This window comes from Pantoea sp. Seng (genome assembly GCF_009829935.1).
Lineage (GTDB): Bacteria > Pseudomonadota > Gammaproteobacteria > Enterobacterales > Enterobacteriaceae > Pantoea > Pantoea communis.
On sequence record NZ_SZZV01000006.1, the window covers coordinates 18,181 to 32,755 of the forward strand.

Genomic DNA, 14,575 nt, shown 5'->3' on the forward strand with positions numbered 1-14,575 from the left:
TAACCTAATTTTTTGTGATCAAGATCATTCACTGTAATCAGCATGTCATCTTGATTTGCATAGATGCCCAGATAATTAGCACGGTAATAATTTGTATAACAAATCAAAATGTCATCTCGATATGCTTCTGTCAGGATAGACGCTTACGTTGCCTGCTATGGGTTTCCTTCGCTCTATGAAGTGGTTTTCACAAAGCGCAGTGCTGTTTTCTGCCAAAACTTGTCTTGCCGCCTTTCTGGCTTTTTATATTGCTCTGGAACTCAATCTCGATAAACCGGCCTGGTCACTGACTACAATGTACGTTGCCTCACAACTCTATTCGGGTTCGACCGTATCGAAATCGGTGTTTCGCTTTTTCGGCACCTTGCTGGGTGGGCTGTTTACGCTGCTAATCTATCCCACTACCGTAGAGTCACCGATGCTGTTCAGCCTGTGCATCTCTTTATGGGTGGCGGTATGTCTCTATCTGTCGCTGCATGACCGCACGCCGAAAAGCTATGTGTTTATGCTCGCCGGTTACAGTGCGGCGATCATGGGCTTTCCCGACGTCACGTCACCCTCGGCCATCACCTACACGGTGATTTCGCGTATTGAAGAGATCACGGTGGCGATCATCTGCAGCAGCCTGGTGCACCGCTTAATCATGCCGGTGTCGATGCGCAGTCTGTTGGAGCAAAGCGTCAGCCTGTGGTACCAGAATGCGCGCAAGCTGTGCAGCGAGTTAGTCACGGTGATGCCAGCTGATAAATCGGTGGAACGAGAAGATATTCTGGTGCAGATGGCGAACTATCCTCTCAACGTAGAAACCCTGATTACGCACTGTGTTTATGAAGGCGATGCCGCGCGACGTCTGGTGCGGTTGGTCAGCGTGCAGTATCAACACCTCTCCTATTTGATTCCAACGCTGACAGCGATTGAGTCGCGGCTTAATTTGCTGGCGCAGCAGGAAATCCGTTTTCCGGACTATGTTGCAGAGGCATTCCAGCAATTTTTGTTATGGCTGAACGGCGATGACCAGGTTCAGATTCACGATGTTTTGACCGTTACACAGGCGCAGTTGAAGCAGGCCTGGCAGGAGGGGCGGCTCAACAGTGAAGAGAGTATTTTACTAATTGGATTGCTGGAGCGCCTGCTGAATTTTGTGCGCATCGCCAATGCCTATCACAGCGTCAGCGAGCGTGTGAGTGAGTGGACACCGACCGTCAAGCCGGGAAAAACCGTGCGTGCGCATAAGCATGTCGATAAAGGTTTGCTGTTGCTTTCCTGCTTTACTGCGTTTCTGGCCACCTTCGCCACCTGCTTGTTCTGGATCGGCAGCGGCTGGAAAGATGGCTCGACTGCGCCAATGATGGCGGCGGTACTCTGCTCATTCTTTGCCGGGCTGGACAGTCCTATCGCGCCAATGAAGCTATTCCTGAAGGGCGTATTGATCTCAATGGCGATCAGTCTGCTTTACGTCACCGTGTTGATACCACAAGCGGTAACGTTTGAAGCGATGATCATCTGCCTTGCGCCCGGATTATTTGCGCTGGGATTGGTGATTGCCAACCCGGCAACCAATTTGATTGGCCTGATCGTCGCCACGCAGATTCCGGGGCTGATTGGCATGAGCCACCATTTCAAGCCCGATCTTCTGCTTATAGTAAACGCCATGATTTCGACGCTGGTGGGCATTGTCATCGCCCTGGTGCTGACATTGCTTATTCGTAACAAGCGTCCATCGTGGACTGCGAAACGCGCGGTGCGTAAAGGGATCCGCGATTTGCTGCAGTTTATCGCTGCGCTGCGTGTCAACACGGTAACGATGACGGCGCGCCAGCAATTTGTGGCGCGTACGCTGGATAAGGTGAACATTATCTTGCCACGTAAGCGCGTCGATCCCTCGCCCGATCTGGTTTCCGGCGGCAATCTGATTGCCGAGGCCTGGCTTGGTGCCAACTGTTACGACTATTACACGCGGCACAAAGCGCTACTGATCGAGAATGGCATTGAGAGTGCGGCGATGTTCCATGAGCTGAGTGTGTTCCTCAAACGCAGGCTGAAATCCCTGCAGACACAGCCCCATTCGGCGTTGTTGCATGAACTTAATCGCCTGCTGCTGGGTTTAGAAGCGCGAACATTACAGGAACAGGCGTTGTTTTCCCCGATGTTCCATCTGTTCAATATCCGCTTATCGCTGTTTCCCTCAGCGCGCTGGCCGGAAAACGCGTCACTTGAGGTTGATCGCGCATAAGTGTGCCGCAAACCCTGTATTTAAGCTGGGGGCATGCACCAGACTGACAAATCCCGTACAGTGCTGAACAGGCTTGATAAAGGAAAATCGTAGATGAAGATGATCGGTTTGATCGGTGGAATGAGTTGGGAATCGACGGCGCTCTACTACCGCATCATCAATGAACAGGTGAAGCAGCAACTTGGCGGATTGCACTCGGCGCGCAGCCTGATGTACAGCGTCGACTTTCAGGAAATTGAGAAGCTGCAAGTGGCGGGGGAATGGCAGCGAGCCGGCGAGATTCTGGCAGAAGCCGCGCGCAGTCTGGAAAAGGGCGGGGCGGACTTCATTGTGCTCTGTACTAACACCATGCACAAAGTCGCTGACCAGATTACCGGTGCCGTGGCTATCCCGCTGCTCCATATCGCTGATGCGACAGCTCAGCGTATTCAATCCGCTGGCGTGAAGCGTGTGGGCTTACTGGCGACGGCATTTACCATGGAGCAGGAATTCTACAAAGGCCGTCTGGCGCAGTCCGGCATTGATGTGCTGGTACCGGATGCATCGGGCCGGAAGACGGTGCATGACATCATCTATCAGGAGTTGTGTCTTGGCATTATTCGTGAGTCGTCGCGAGCGCGTTATCGTGAGGTGATTGCTGAGCTGGTGGCGCAGGGCGCCGAAGCGATCATTTTGGGTTGCACCGAAATTACCCTGCTGGTGAAGCCCGAAGATGCCAGCGTGCCGCTGTTTGATACCACGTTGATTCATGCCGAGGATGCGGTGAAACTGGCTCTGGCAATAAAATAATTATCCTGCTAATTATTTTGTGTGTTATTATATGCTCATTGAAGGCACAACGTCTGACCCCACATGGTCGTACAAGGATGTGCCAGAACTGGCTGCCAATACGTTGGCAGCCTTTTTTGTGGTCAGAATGCTGTTTCCAGTGAATCTGTGACGCAATAATCGTCGTCCACCAGTGGCAGATAGCGCCATTTATCAAAAGCGGTGCAGGGATGAGAGATACCGCATCCTACCCAATCACCCGGCTGCAACGTTTCATCATCGGGCAGCAGCAGATACGCATGTTGATCGTTGACGTCACTGATACGCAGATGGGTTGCCGCGCGCGGTTCACTGCCATCTGCGTTGCGGATCCACAATGGATTGGGCAGATCCTGGTCGAACGGCACATCACGCCGACCAAAATCGACAAAGGCCAATCCCGGTTCAGGGCGAGATAATACCCGCCCCCAAATCTCCAGCGCTGCATCGAAGTGATGGCTCGAACCCGGTTGCGCGAAGGGTGCAATGCGCGCATACAAGCCGCTGTCATGCGCCATATAGGCACCGGACCGAATCAAGGGTGTCATCGGCAGCGGTAACGTCGCGGCAGTAAAGCATTCGGTCACCACGTCAAACCAGGCGCCACCGCCAGCGCTGAGGATGATGTGATCGCTGCTGAAGAGTTGATGATCTGCAAGCAGTGCAGTGGTGCTGATCATCATCTGACAATACGCTTTCACGCGCTGAATACCGGCTTCATCGCGACCCGCCCCCAGCGCACCTTCATAACCGGCCACGCCCACCAGCTGCAGTGAAGGGCTGTCTTTAATCGCTTCGGCAATCTTTAGCGCTTCCTGTTGTGAACGGCAGCCGGTACGACCGCCACTCACCGACATCTCCAGCAGTACAGAAATCTGTGCATCGCCGAGATGCTGTTCCAGCAATTTTACGCCCTGCAGTGAATCCACATAGCAGAGGAAACCGTGGTCGGGATGCTGCTGCTGCCATTGGCCAATCCAGCGAATGCCCGCCGGATCGACTAGCTGATTGGCGAGAAACACATTGCGGATGCCAAACTGACGCAGCGCACGCACCTGTGCTGGCGTGGCAGCACCCAATCCCCACGCGCCACCTTCGCTAATGGCGCGGCGCAAGATCGCGGGCGACATTGAGGTTTTCCCGTGTGCTGCCAGCATGATGCCGTTCTCCTGGCAAAACGTGGCAAGCTGGTGGAGGTTGTTCTGCAGCGCTGATTGCTTCATCACCATCAACGGCGAGAACACTTCATCACTGGTAAAAACGTTACTGCCCGGCCTTAACGGTTGATCGCCAGCTCCCGCTACCGATTTAAACCGTGGCGCAGGTTGTTGGGCATCCAGCAAACCGTCTGCCTGCAGTGGAAAACGAATCGACATAGTGGCTCCTGTTAGTGCTCAAGCACGCGCGATAAGAATTGTTGAGTGCGCGGGTTCTGCGGATTAACAAAGATTTGCTCCGGCGAACCCTGCTCAGCGATAACGCCTTGATCCATAAACACCACGCGATCGGCCGTTTTACGGGCAAAGCCCATTTCGTGCGTCACCACCACCATGGTCATCCCTTCACGCGCCAGGCTGCGCATCACTTCCATCACTTCGCCAACCAGCTCTGGGTCAAGTGCGGAGGTGGCTTCATCAAAGAACATAATTTTCGGTTCCACCGCCAGCGCGCGCGCAATGGCGACGCGCTGCTGCTGACCACCGGAAAGCTGTGCCGGATAGTGATGCGCGCGCTCCGCCAGCCCAACACGGGTCAGTGCCGCCATGCCGCGTTTGTTGGCTTCCGCTTCCGACAGTTTTTGCGCTTTAATCAGCGCCAGGGTGACGTTACCCAGCGCGGTTTTGTGCGGGAACAGGTTGAACTGCTGGAACACCATGCCGACATGGCCGCAAATTTCGCTGCTGCGCTTACGGTCGTGCAATGGCACTTTGTTAACCCATATTTCGCCGCCATCAGCGGTTTCCAGGCCGCTCATGATGCGCAGCACAGTGCTTTTTCCTGAGCCGGATGCACCAATTAACACCAGCACTTCGCCGGGTGAAACATCCAGACTGATCTCTTTCAGCACCTGAGTGGAGCCAAAGGATTTAGTAATGCGGCTCAGCGTAATCGCAGATTGGCTCATGATATCTGGCTCCTGGTTTGATGATGTTGAACCCAACGTGAAAGCGGGAAGCAAATGGCGAAGTAGAGCAGGGCAACCAGGCCGTAAATCACCACCGGTTGGCCGATGCGATCGACAATCGCCTGGCCCTGATGCATCAGTTCGGACATGCCGATCATGCTGACGATCGAGGTGTCTTTAATCAGCGAAAGATACTGACCGGCCAGCGGCGGCAACACGATGCCACGGGTTTGGGGCAATACCACGCTCATGAAGGTTTGACGTTTGGAAAGCCCGAGAATCCAGGACACCTCCCACTGTCCTTTCGGTACCGCTTCAATCCCGGCGCGGAACACTTCGGCGATATAGGCACCTTGATAGATGCTCAAACCGAGGATCCCGGCGGCAAACAGGTTGATCTCATAACCGAAGTAGGCCACGCCGAAATAGATGAACATCAGCGTGATCAGCACCGGCGTACCGCGAAACAGCTCGGTATAAAGTACGGCGATCTGTTTGGCGACCGGCAATCGGCTGGTGCGCAACACGGCCGCCAGTAAGCCCAGTAACGTGCTGCCGATAATGGCGGCGATGGACAGCAACAGCGTGATACCCAGTCCTTTCAGCAGGATGGGGAAAGAGCTGATGATAAGCTCGCTCATAGCGCATTCTCCTGTTTCACTGGATTAGTCAGCCATTTTTTTGCCCACCACCAGGCGGACTTTTTTACCGGGGTCACCAGCGGCGGGTGGAACATGCGCCGTCCTGCCACCGTGCCCAGCCAGGAGAACAGATTGCTCAGCACCAGATAGACCAGCGCGACCACGCTAAAGGTCTGGATATACAGCAGAGTGCGGGCGTTGATCACCGTGGCGGTGCCGGTCAATTCTGGCAGGGCAATCGCAGAAAGCAGCGAAGTACCGAGCAGCAACTGAATCAGGTTGTTGATGATCGCCGGCCATACGGCGCGTGCCGCCTGCGGCAGCACCACGCTGAGAAAGATTTGCCGACGCGGGATGCCGAGAATATAAGCGGCTTCGAGCTGACCTTTTGGCACCGATTGAATCCCGGCACGAAAGGTTTCAGACAAGTAAGCGCCAACGTTGATGCCCAGCGCCAGCACACCGGCGGTAAAGGCACTCATGGTGATGCCCAGCGAGGGCAGGCCAAAGAAGATGATGAAAATTTGCAGCAGCACCGGCGTGTTGCGAATAAACTCGACGTAGCAGTGACTGATCCAGCGCAGGGGAGCAACAGGCGATGATTTCGCTAATGCCGACAATAAACCCAATGCTACCGCCAGCACGAAGGCCAGCAATGTCACCTGCAGTGTCAGCCATGCGGCCTCAAGAAAGGTGTCGGCATAGCGCCAGAGGGTTAGCCATTGATAACTCATGGTTTGACTCCTTCGAACGGCGCGGCATCAACTGCCGCGCCGCACATCAATCAATATTGCGGATTCAGCGGGTAACGTGGCTTGCTACCGAACCATTTCTGATACAGCTGGGCGTTTTCACCCGATGCATTAATCTCAAACAGGAATTCATTCAGATAGTTGGTCCACACCTGATCCCCCTGTTTCACACCGAAGGCGTTATATTCCAGTGGTACCAGCGCTTCGTTGGTCACGGTTAACGTCGGATCGAGCTTGGCTTGATAGGCGAGGAAGTTGTTGTCTTCGATCATCGCATCGGCTTGGCCCTGCTTCACGGCGAGAATCGCGGCTTGCGATGAATCGTATTCCTGGATTTTCACATCAATGCCGAGGTTACGGACTTCATCCCCGTTGGTTGAACCCTTCACCGTGGCGATAGTTTTACCGGCCATATCATGAGCTGATTGAATGCCGCTGTTTTTGCGCACCAGCATCGCTTCACTGGCCACCACATACGGGTTGGTGAAGCCAATCTCTTTGGCACGTTCCAGATTGCGAGTAAAGTTACAGAACACCACATCCACTTTATTGGTTTGCAGGTTAGGAATACGGTTGGCGCTGGTGGTATTCACCATCTCCAGTTTCACGCCCATCTCCTTGGCCAGAGCTTTAGCTAAATCAACGTCATAACCATCCGGGTTGCCGTCTTTGTCATAAAAACCAAAGGGGGCAAAGCTCAGGCAGTCACCGACACGCAGCGTGCCGCGTTGCAGTACGTTCTGCAGGGCCGATTGCGGTGCGGCGCCAGCCTCTTTTTTTTCTTCGGTGGGTGTGCAGCCAGCTAAAACCAGTAACGCCAGCGCAGCGGCGCCGAATTTAAGCGATGTTGTGTTCATTTTATGCTCTCTATAAAATGGTTATGAGTCGGCGTAACGCCGATATTTCACAGCAAAATGAAAAGCATCAATTAATAACAGGCTGTCCTGGTGTTGGCGAAGAAAATAAAAAATCGTCAGCCTGTTTTAACCGTAATAATTATTTACGATCGGCGCGGAAGCATTTCATATCCACTTCCACTTTGCAGTCGACCACTAAATCCTGCACGCTGCAAATGCGTGCCGGTGGATTTCCACTGAATATCTCACTGAATACTTTATTAAAGGAACTGAAGTAGCGTGCGTCGGTCAGCACGGCTGTGACGTGTACCACATCTTCCACGCGATAACCTGCCTCGCGCATGATGGTCAGGCAGTTATCAAATGCTAACTGGGTCTGTTCAATGATACCGCCTTCCACCACTTCACCGTCGCGCATCGGCGTCTGGCCTGAGATATACAGCCAGCCATCGGCCTCTACCGCACGGGCGAAGGGCAACATTTGCCCGCCAGTGCCGGTCCCGCCTTCAATGCCATAACGTTTTATCGTCATGCAAATTGCCTCATTTCTGGAGTTGTTAGTCTGTCCGATATATCAGACTCAAATCTGCAATACCGGATAGGGCAAGATTTGCACAGTGGATTTGCTTTTGCAATATGTGATCGGCTATTTAATTTTTTGTGATGTAGTCGGGATCGCAAAATAAATTTATTGCGGAGTGTTCGTTTAATAAGAATGTGACCTTCGTCGAACATTTTTAATGTCAGCAAAAAATCGTTGCGCCAAAATGAGGCCCCAAAATAGATCGCCATAATATAACGTCAGTGACTAATTTTTATTTTTACGGGGATGGGTAATTGTTGCATTGGGGTGTATGATGCTTTTCTTTTTTCATGTATTCCAATCGCACCAATGCAACAGGGGAGTAAGCGTATGCCGGATGAAAAACCGTCACGGGCGCGCGGTGTTGACCGGGTTATTGATATTTTCCGTCAGTTGCATATTGCCCGTCAGCCGATGGCGATGCGCGATTTGATCGATGCCACTGGCGCACCCCGATCCAGCGTTTATGAGTTGGTCAGTTTGCTCAGTGAAGCCGGGCTGGTGGAATTAGATGCAGATGGTGCGGTGTTTTTCGGTCGCGAGATGCACTATTACGGTGCGGATTACATGGCGCACAACGATCTGATCCGGCGCGCGCATCAGTTGATGGTCGAGATTGTGGCGCGCCATGGCGAAACTGTGCAGCTTTGTATGCTGGAAGGCAACAAGTACACGGTGGTGCTGTCCGAGAGCAGCAACGCGCACCCCTTCAAGATCACCTCAGATATCGGCGTACGCGTGCCCATTACCTGGACCGCGACTGGCCGCTTGCTACTCAGCAACTGGTCTGATAGCGCGATCCTCGATTTGATTCCAGAAGAAGATTACCGTCTCGCCAGCGGGCAGATTCTCGATAAGCAGGCGTTTCTCGATGAAATCCACCATGCCGGTAAGCTGGGTTATTGCATGACGGAAGGGCTCTCCGAAAGCTTTACCTGCTGTATGGCCGCGCCGATTCGCTCACGCAGCGGCCAGGCGGTGGCGGCGATCTGCTTTATGGTCAGCCGTGATACGTCGCAAGAACGTCGGCAGATGCTGTTGCAGGAGTTGATTACCTCCGGGCAGAAGCTGTCCGATTTCACCTGACGCGCATTTCCCTGCTGCGGCGGCTTGCGGGCTGCCAGCAGGGAACGGATAATCCATCTGCCATCTGCCATCTGCCATCTGCCATCCAACCTTCATCACTCAACATTAATACTCGGTTACAACCCATTGTCCTGGCGTTTATTTTCAGCCCTTAAGGTTGTGTTAAGGTAATTGATAATAATAACTATTCTTTTTACCACGGAGTTTTAGGATGAAAACGCGCCTGCTACTGGCAATGGGATTACTGGCTTCCACGGCGGCTTCGGCTACCACTTACCCGTTAACCGTCACCGATATGGACGGCAACACGCAAACCATCACTAAAGAACCGCAACACATTATCCTGCAGGATGGCCGCGATATTTTGACGCTGGCGCTGCTGGATCGTGATGACCCGTTCAAGCGTGTGGTGGCGTGGAATAACCTGCCGAAGAAACAAGACACCCAAACCTGGGATCTGCTGAAAGGCAAATGGCCTGAAGCGACCAAAATTGTCGATATGGGCTTCAGCGACCAGGGCCAGGTCAATCTGGAAAGCGTGCTGGCGCAAAAGCCCGACATGATGATTGCCCAACTGCGCGCGAAACCGGCGCTGCAACAGTCAGGTGTATTGAGTACGCTGAATAATCTGCATATTCCCGTGGTGTTTGTAGATTATGAACTGCACCCCGCGCAAAACACGGCACCCAGCGTCACGCTGTTGGGCAAAGTGTTGAACCGTGAGAGCCAGGCTAAGGCCTATACCGACTTCTATCAGCAGAGGTTTGATCGCATCACCAAAGGCGTGGCTGAGGTGAAGAACAAACCGACTGTGTTTATTGAGCCGATTGCCGGTAACAGCGATAACTGCTGCTTCACTCACAGTCACAATGGCTGGGGCGGATTAGTCGAAGCCGTAGGCGGTAAGAATATTGGTTCCGAGCTATTGCCGGGCAACGTGGGCTTTATCGCGCTGGAAAAAATTATTGCGATGAAACCGGACGTTTACATCATGACCGGTTCAAAGCGGCCTAACACCAACGTGCTGCCATTCGGCTACGGCGTGCAGCCGAAAGAGGTGAATGCCACTTTCCAGACACTGTTGAAACGTACCGGTCTGGCACAGATCGAGCCGGTGAAAAATGGCCGTGTTTATGGCGTTTACCATCATTTCTATAACCACCCTTACAACATCGTGGGGATGGAAATTCTGGCAAAAGACCTTTATCCGCAACAGTTTGCCGATTTGACGCCTAACGCCGACTTCCGCACCATCGTGAAAAAATTCACTAAGTTACCGGATGAAGCGATCGATCTAAGCCATCCCGATAACAAGTAATGCTTGATAGCGGGCCGAAACGGCCCGCTTTTTATTAGCCTTGAACAACAATCTTTCTTCGACGCAATGACAACCGTAATTGTTATGTTATAACATATCAATTATAACGTTTGGTGTGGCATGTCACCGCACCTGCACTTGTCATGTTGAAGGAGTTGCAATGTCATCATTATCCCCGAATTTTAAAAAGTTGCCGGTTACTGTCCTCTCCGGCTTTCTCGGCGCGGGCAAAACCACGCTGCTTAACCATATTCTCAACAATCGTGAAGGTCGCCGCGTGGCGGTGATCGTTAACGATATGTCGGAAGTGAATATCGATGCCGCTCTGGTGCGTGAGGGCGGGGCGGAGTTGTCGCGCACCGATGAGAAGTTAGTCGAGATGAGTAACGGCTGCATCTGCTGCACGCTGCGTGAAGATCTGCTGCTGGAGGTCGATCGCCTCGCAAAAGATGGCCGTTTCGATAACCTGGTGATCGAGTCTACCGGTATTTCCGAACCGCTGCCGGTGGCGGAAACCTTTACCTTTGCCGATGAAGATGGTCAGAGCCTGTCAGAAGTCGCTGCGCTGGACACCATGGTGACCGTCGTGGACGGCTTCAATTTCCTGCGCGATTACGAATCCAACGAGAGCATCAAATCCCGCGGTGAATCGCTGGGTGAAGAAGATGAACGCACGGTAGTGGATCTGCTGGTGGATCAGATTGAGTTCTGCGACGTGCTGATTCTGAACAAAACCGATTTGATTGATGAAGCGGAAAAAGCCCGCTTGCTGGCGATATTGCATTCTCTCAACCCGCGCGCACGCGTGGTGACCTCTGAGTTTGGCAAGGTTGCACTGAAGGAAGTGCTGAATACCGGTTTATTTGATTTTGATGCGGCCTCACAAGCCCCCGGCTGGTTGCAAGAACTGCGCGGTTCACATACGCCAGAAACCGAAGAGTATGGCATCCGCAACTTTGTGTTCCGCGCGCGCCGTCCTTTCCATCCCACCCGCTTCGCCAGCGTCATTGAAGGCGATCTTAAAGGCGTGGTGCGGTCTAAGGGCTTCTTCTGGCTCGCCAGCCGCCCACGCTATGCCGGTTCCTGGTCACAGGCCGGTGGTGTGATGCGTCAGGGCTTAGCAGGCATGTGGTGGGCCAGCGCGCCAAAAGAGCGCTGGCCGGAAGATCCCGAGACGCTGGAATACATCATGCAGAACTGGGTCGAGGGCACTGGCGATGCGCGTCAGGAAATCGTGTTTATTGGTATTGAGATGGATGAAACTCGTCTGCGCAACCAGCTGGAACATGCGCTGCTGACTGACGAAGAGATGGCGCAGGGCCCGGAAAACTGGGCCGAATATCCGGACCCGTTTGAACCCTGGTTTCACTGAGGAAGATGAACGCGAGGAACCAGGCAGATCGTTGACGGTGCAATGAACTGAGCGCCCGGCCACATATTTCTGCCTGAGCGAAGCGCAGTTCCCCAGCGGGTACTTAGGCAGAACCTGGTTTAACGGAACGGCATGACGCCATGGATGGCAAACCCAGCCGCAACGTGCGGCAGCAAGAGGTCACGATGCAAAAAATCCCCCTTACCATTCTCAACGGTTTTCTGGGTGCAGGCAAAACAACGCTATTAAAAAGTCTGTTGGTTCAGGCGCACAAACAGCAACTTGCAGTCTGCGTCATCGTCAATGATATGAGCGAACTTGACGTCGATGGCGTGCTGATTGCCAACACTGAAATCGTCAACGCCAGTAAACATAATTTCATTACGCTCTCGGCCGACAGTATTAGCAGCCGAACGGGTATCGAAAAACTCGATGCCGCACTTGAGTCGATGCTCAACGCACATCGCCCGGATCTGATCCTGCTGGAAACCTCGGGCAGCAGCCATCCGTTGCCGCTGGTGCGTTATTTCCGCGATCATGCCGAAGTGCAACTCAATGGATTCTTATCGCTGGTCGACAGCGTGATGCTGAATGATGATTACCAGCAGGGCGAAGCGCTGATTCCTCGTTTGCAGGCCAATCTGACTCGTCACGAGCGGCGCATCGAGAATCTGCTGGCAGAACAAATCATGTTTTGCAGCCATCTGCTGCTCACTAAAAATGATCGGCTGCCGTCTTCCAGCATTACCCGCATTGCCCAGGCCATTCATCCACTCAATCCCTATGTGGCAGTGATGGCGGTATCGCGGGGAAATCTCTCTCTGAGTGAACTCATGGCGATGCCGTCCTACGATTTCGGGCGGGTCGCGCAGTTAATTGAAGAATTAGCGGATGAGGTGGATGCCATTGATCCCGGTGCGTGGCAAATGACTTCCGAAGTGATTCACGACGATCGTCCATTCCATCCGCAGCGATTGTGGGATACCTGCCACCACTTTATGGGCGCGGGCATCTATCGCAGTAAAGGCTTTTTCTGGTTGCCGACGCGCGATGATCTAGCGCTGTTGTGGAATCAGGCCACGGGCAGCATCAGTCTGGAATTTATCAGTTACTGGAAAGCGGGAATTCTGAATCATCGTGATAGTCCGCTCACTGCAGAGGAGCGCGCGGCGGTCGAACAGGCAGTGGCAAAAATGCCGGGGCGATTTGGCGATCGGCGCTGCAGTTTAACGGTAATTGGTGAACCGGATGAAGTGAAAGCCTTTACCGTCGCCCTGAAACGCTGCTTTCTTAATGAAGAGGAGCTTGCATGGTGGCAAAGTGGCGGCGAATTTGCCGATCCCTGGCCGCAGCGCGTGGCGCGCGTATCCGCCTGAGTTAGCCCGCCAGCGCACGCATTTGCGTACAGAACGGACACTGGCAGCCGAATACGGGCTTTAACAGCGCCGCATGCACTTCCGCCGTCGCCAGAGGCTGCGTCAAATCGACGTTGGCCACTGCGGTATCCGGCTTTTGCGCCAGTTTTAACGTATCAATCTTTGCCTGAAAGGCACCTGCTTTTGCCGATGCTATGGCGATAAGCAACAGAGGAACAGTAGTCTTCATCGCAGCAACCTCAATGAATGATTTGAAATGTGACGATATAACATTAACACGAAGCTGTTAAGGAATTTCAACATGACCAAACCTACATCAGCCGAGCAGCAAAACCTTCTCAGTATGCCGCCAGAAGAGTATATGAATCCTCACCAGAGTGAGTATTTTTTGCGCTTATTACGTTTTGAGCGTCAGGAACTGCTCGAACATATCGACTACCTGAAAACGCAGCTGCAACGCAGTGAACAGCAAGGAGATGAAGCGGACAAAGCGATCCGCGAAGAGGAGTTACGCTTATTGTTTCGTCAGATTGATCGCGAAAGCCGCCTGCTACCAAAAATTGATGCGGCAGTGCAGCGCATCCATCAAGGCGAATATGGTTACTGTCGTGATACGGGCGATCCCATAGGCCTGGCTCGCCTGTTGCTACGCCCCACCGCAGAACTCTCCATTGATGCCAAGATCAAGCAGGAACGGGTCGAAGCGCAGTATCGGAAATAAAAATCACCCAGAGCACAGGCTCTGGGTGCTGATTACTGTGAACGTCCAAGCCACATTGACACTTCAACGCCGTCGTTAAACGGCAGCGACAGATAGCCACGCCCGCTGTGCACATGTTCGAGATATTCGGGGCTGAAATCCGCATCATCGGCGACGATCAGCGCACCAGGGCGCAAATGTGGTTCAACCAGCGCCAGTATTTCAGGGTAAATTGCCTTGGCGCCATCGAGCACCAGCATATCGATGGCAGCAGGCAGGTCGCGGCTCAACGTATGCAGCGCGTCACCCACGCGCACTTCAATCAAATCACTTACGCCCGCATCGGCAAAATGATTACGTGCTAAGGCAACCTTGCCCGGCTCAAATTCACTGGTGATGATCTTTCCGCCGCCGTTATCGCGTAACGCTGCCGCGAGATGCAGCGTTGAAATCCCAAAGGAGGTACCAAACTCCACTATCGACTGCGCCTTGCTGCTGCGTGCCAGCATATACAGCAGTTTGCCAGTCTCACGCGACACCGCCAGTGGCACATTTTTCAGATGACCATAGAGTTCGAGATAATCTGTTTTGCTCTGCAACAGGCGATTTTGCTCTTCATCGTACATCACGCGGAAGGCTTCATTGGTCGGATGCGCCATATTGTCGGCCAGTTCGAACAGGTAGTTAAGCAGCGGCGCCAATGGCGCGGAAGTTAAGGTCGTCAT

General features: G+C 53.2%; 15 protein-coding genes. 7 read left to right on the plus strand and 8 right to left on the minus strand.

Features of this window, described 5'->3' with window-relative positions:
- Positions 1 to 175 precede the first annotated feature (175 nt).
- Together FD737_RS07465 and FD737_RS07470 are read left to right on the plus strand one after the other, a co-directional pair.
- Entirely contained in the window at positions 176 to 2,233 is a 2,058-nt protein-coding gene (locus FD737_RS07465) for an FUSC family protein (RefSeq protein ID WP_160833141.1), read from the plus strand.
- A 93-nt stretch (positions 2,234 to 2,326) separates the two neighbouring features.
- Positions 2,327 to 3,022 (plus strand): aspartate/glutamate racemase family protein, encoded by a 696-nt coding sequence (locus tag FD737_RS07470; RefSeq protein WP_034822365.1) that lies wholly within the window; start codon positions 2,327 to 2,329, stop codon positions 3,020 to 3,022.
- Between the two features lie 122 nt (positions 3,023 to 3,144).
- On the opposite strand, the gene FD737_RS07475 is transcribed toward FD737_RS07470, so the two are convergent.
- The 6 genes from FD737_RS07475 to FD737_RS07500 form a co-directional block, all read right to left on the minus strand.
- Positions 3,145 to 4,416 (minus strand): alanine racemase, encoded by a 1,272-nt coding sequence (locus tag FD737_RS07475; protein WP_160833142.1) that lies wholly within the window; start codon positions 4,414 to 4,416, stop codon positions 3,145 to 3,147.
- An 11-nt stretch (positions 4,417 to 4,427) separates the two neighbouring features.
- On the minus strand, positions 4,428 to 5,165 hold the full coding sequence (locus tag FD737_RS07480; RefSeq protein WP_034822369.1) for an amino acid ABC transporter ATP-binding protein: 738 nt from the start codon (positions 5,163 to 5,165) through the stop codon (positions 4,428 to 4,430).
- Positions 5,162 to 5,806 (minus strand): amino acid ABC transporter permease, encoded by a 645-nt coding sequence (locus tag FD737_RS07485; protein ID WP_045815500.1) that lies wholly within the window; start codon positions 5,804 to 5,806, stop codon positions 5,162 to 5,164. The genes FD737_RS07480 and FD737_RS07485 overlap by 4 nt, the downstream gene beginning before the upstream one ends.
- A complete protein-coding gene (locus FD737_RS07490; protein ID WP_045833600.1) occupies positions 5,803 to 6,540 on the minus strand; it encodes an amino acid ABC transporter permease in 738 nt (245 codons plus the stop codon). The genes FD737_RS07485 and FD737_RS07490 overlap by 4 nt, the downstream gene beginning before the upstream one ends.
- Positions 6,541 to 6,590: 50 nt before the next feature.
- Complete coding sequence (locus tag FD737_RS07495) at positions 6,591 to 7,415, minus strand: transporter substrate-binding domain-containing protein (protein ID WP_034822375.1); 825 nt, start codon at positions 7,413 to 7,415, stop codon at positions 6,591 to 6,593.
- Positions 7,416 to 7,554: 139 nt separating this feature from the next.
- Positions 7,555 to 7,947: a RidA family protein gene (locus tag FD737_RS07500; protein ID WP_058960439.1), complete on the minus strand. Its 393-nt coding sequence runs from the start codon at positions 7,945 to 7,947 to the stop codon at positions 7,555 to 7,557.
- A 381-nt stretch (positions 7,948 to 8,328) separates the two neighbouring features.
- Here FD737_RS07500 and FD737_RS07505 point away from each other — a divergent pair, with 381 nt between their 5' ends.
- From FD737_RS07505 to FD737_RS07520, 4 genes are all read left to right on the plus strand, one after another.
- Positions 8,329 to 9,084: an IclR family transcriptional regulator gene (locus tag FD737_RS07505; RefSeq protein ID WP_034822379.1), complete on the plus strand. Its 756-nt coding sequence runs from the start codon at positions 8,329 to 8,331 to the stop codon at positions 9,082 to 9,084.
- A gap of 211 nt (positions 9,085 to 9,295) precedes the next feature.
- Positions 9,296 to 10,402: an ABC transporter substrate-binding protein gene (locus FD737_RS07510; RefSeq protein WP_160833143.1), complete on the plus strand. Its 1,107-nt coding sequence runs from the start codon at positions 9,296 to 9,298 to the stop codon at positions 10,400 to 10,402.
- 160 nt (positions 10,403 to 10,562) lie between these two features.
- Positions 10,563 to 11,774, plus strand: a complete 1,212-nt coding sequence (zigA, locus tag FD737_RS07515; protein WP_160833144.1) for a zinc metallochaperone GTPase ZigA — start codon at positions 10,563 to 10,565, stop codon at positions 11,772 to 11,774.
- A 185-nt stretch (positions 11,775 to 11,959) separates the two neighbouring features.
- Positions 11,960 to 13,150 carry a GTP-binding protein gene (locus tag FD737_RS07520; RefSeq protein ID WP_097117931.1) on the plus strand — a complete coding sequence of 397 codons (1,191 nt, stop codon included), beginning with the start codon at positions 11,960 to 11,962 and terminating at the stop codon, positions 13,148 to 13,150.
- 1 nt (position 13,151) lies between these two features.
- Here the strand turns inward: FD737_RS07520 and FD737_RS07525 are convergent, their stop codons facing one another.
- Positions 13,152 to 13,379 carry a hypothetical protein gene (locus FD737_RS07525; protein WP_097117654.1) on the minus strand — a complete coding sequence of 76 codons (228 nt, stop codon included), beginning with the start codon at positions 13,377 to 13,379 and terminating at the stop codon, positions 13,152 to 13,154.
- Positions 13,380 to 13,451: 72 nt separating this feature from the next.
- Here FD737_RS07525 and dksA point away from each other — a divergent pair, with 72 nt between their 5' ends.
- Positions 13,452 to 13,871 (plus strand): RNA polymerase-binding protein DksA, encoded by a 420-nt coding sequence (gene dksA, locus FD737_RS07530; protein ID WP_160833145.1) that lies wholly within the window; start codon positions 13,452 to 13,454, stop codon positions 13,869 to 13,871.
- 32 nt (positions 13,872 to 13,903) lie between these two features.
- On the opposite strand, the gene FD737_RS07535 is transcribed toward dksA, so the two are convergent.
- Positions 13,904 to 14,575: an O-methyltransferase gene (locus FD737_RS07535; RefSeq protein ID WP_160833146.1), complete on the minus strand. Its 672-nt coding sequence runs from the start codon at positions 14,573 to 14,575 to the stop codon at positions 13,904 to 13,906.

Coding starts and splice junctions, on each gene's coding strand:
- FD737_RS07465 (WP_160833141.1), top strand. CDS start 176: ATGAAGTGGTTTTCACAAAGCGCAGTGCTGTTTTCTGCCAAAACTTGT.
- FD737_RS07470 (WP_034822365.1), top strand. CDS start 2,327: ATGAAGATGATCGGTTTGATCGGTGGAATGAGTTGGGAATCGACGGCG.
- FD737_RS07475 (WP_160833142.1), bottom strand. CDS start 4,416: ATGTCGATTCGTTTTCCACTGCAGGCAGACGGTTTGCTGGATGCCCAA.
- FD737_RS07480 (WP_034822369.1), bottom strand. CDS start 5,165: ATGAGCCAATCTGCGATTACGCTGAGCCGCATTACTAAATCCTTTGGC.
- FD737_RS07485 (WP_045815500.1), bottom strand. CDS start 5,806: ATGAGCGAGCTTATCATCAGCTCTTTCCCCATCCTGCTGAAAGGACTG.
- FD737_RS07490 (WP_045833600.1), bottom strand. CDS start 6,540: ATGAGTTATCAATGGCTAACCCTCTGGCGCTATGCCGACACCTTTCTT.
- FD737_RS07495 (WP_034822375.1), bottom strand. CDS start 7,415: ATGAACACAACATCGCTTAAATTCGGCGCCGCTGCGCTGGCGTTACTG.
- FD737_RS07500 (WP_058960439.1), bottom strand. CDS start 7,947: ATGACGATAAAACGTTATGGCATTGAAGGCGGGACCGGCACTGGCGGG.
- FD737_RS07505 (WP_034822379.1), top strand. CDS start 8,329: ATGCCGGATGAAAAACCGTCACGGGCGCGCGGTGTTGACCGGGTTATT.
- FD737_RS07510 (WP_160833143.1), top strand. CDS start 9,296: ATGAAAACGCGCCTGCTACTGGCAATGGGATTACTGGCTTCCACGGCG.
- zigA (WP_160833144.1), top strand. CDS start 10,563: ATGTCATCATTATCCCCGAATTTTAAAAAGTTGCCGGTTACTGTCCTC.
- FD737_RS07520 (WP_097117931.1), top strand. CDS start 11,960: ATGCAAAAAATCCCCCTTACCATTCTCAACGGTTTTCTGGGTGCAGGC.
- FD737_RS07525 (WP_097117654.1), bottom strand. CDS start 13,379: ATGAAGACTACTGTTCCTCTGTTGCTTATCGCCATAGCATCGGCAAAA.
- dksA (WP_160833145.1), top strand. CDS start 13,452: ATGACCAAACCTACATCAGCCGAGCAGCAAAACCTTCTCAGTATGCCG.
- FD737_RS07535 (WP_160833146.1), bottom strand. CDS start 14,575: ATGACGACCTTAACTTCCGCGCCATTGGCGCCGCTGCTTAACTACCTG.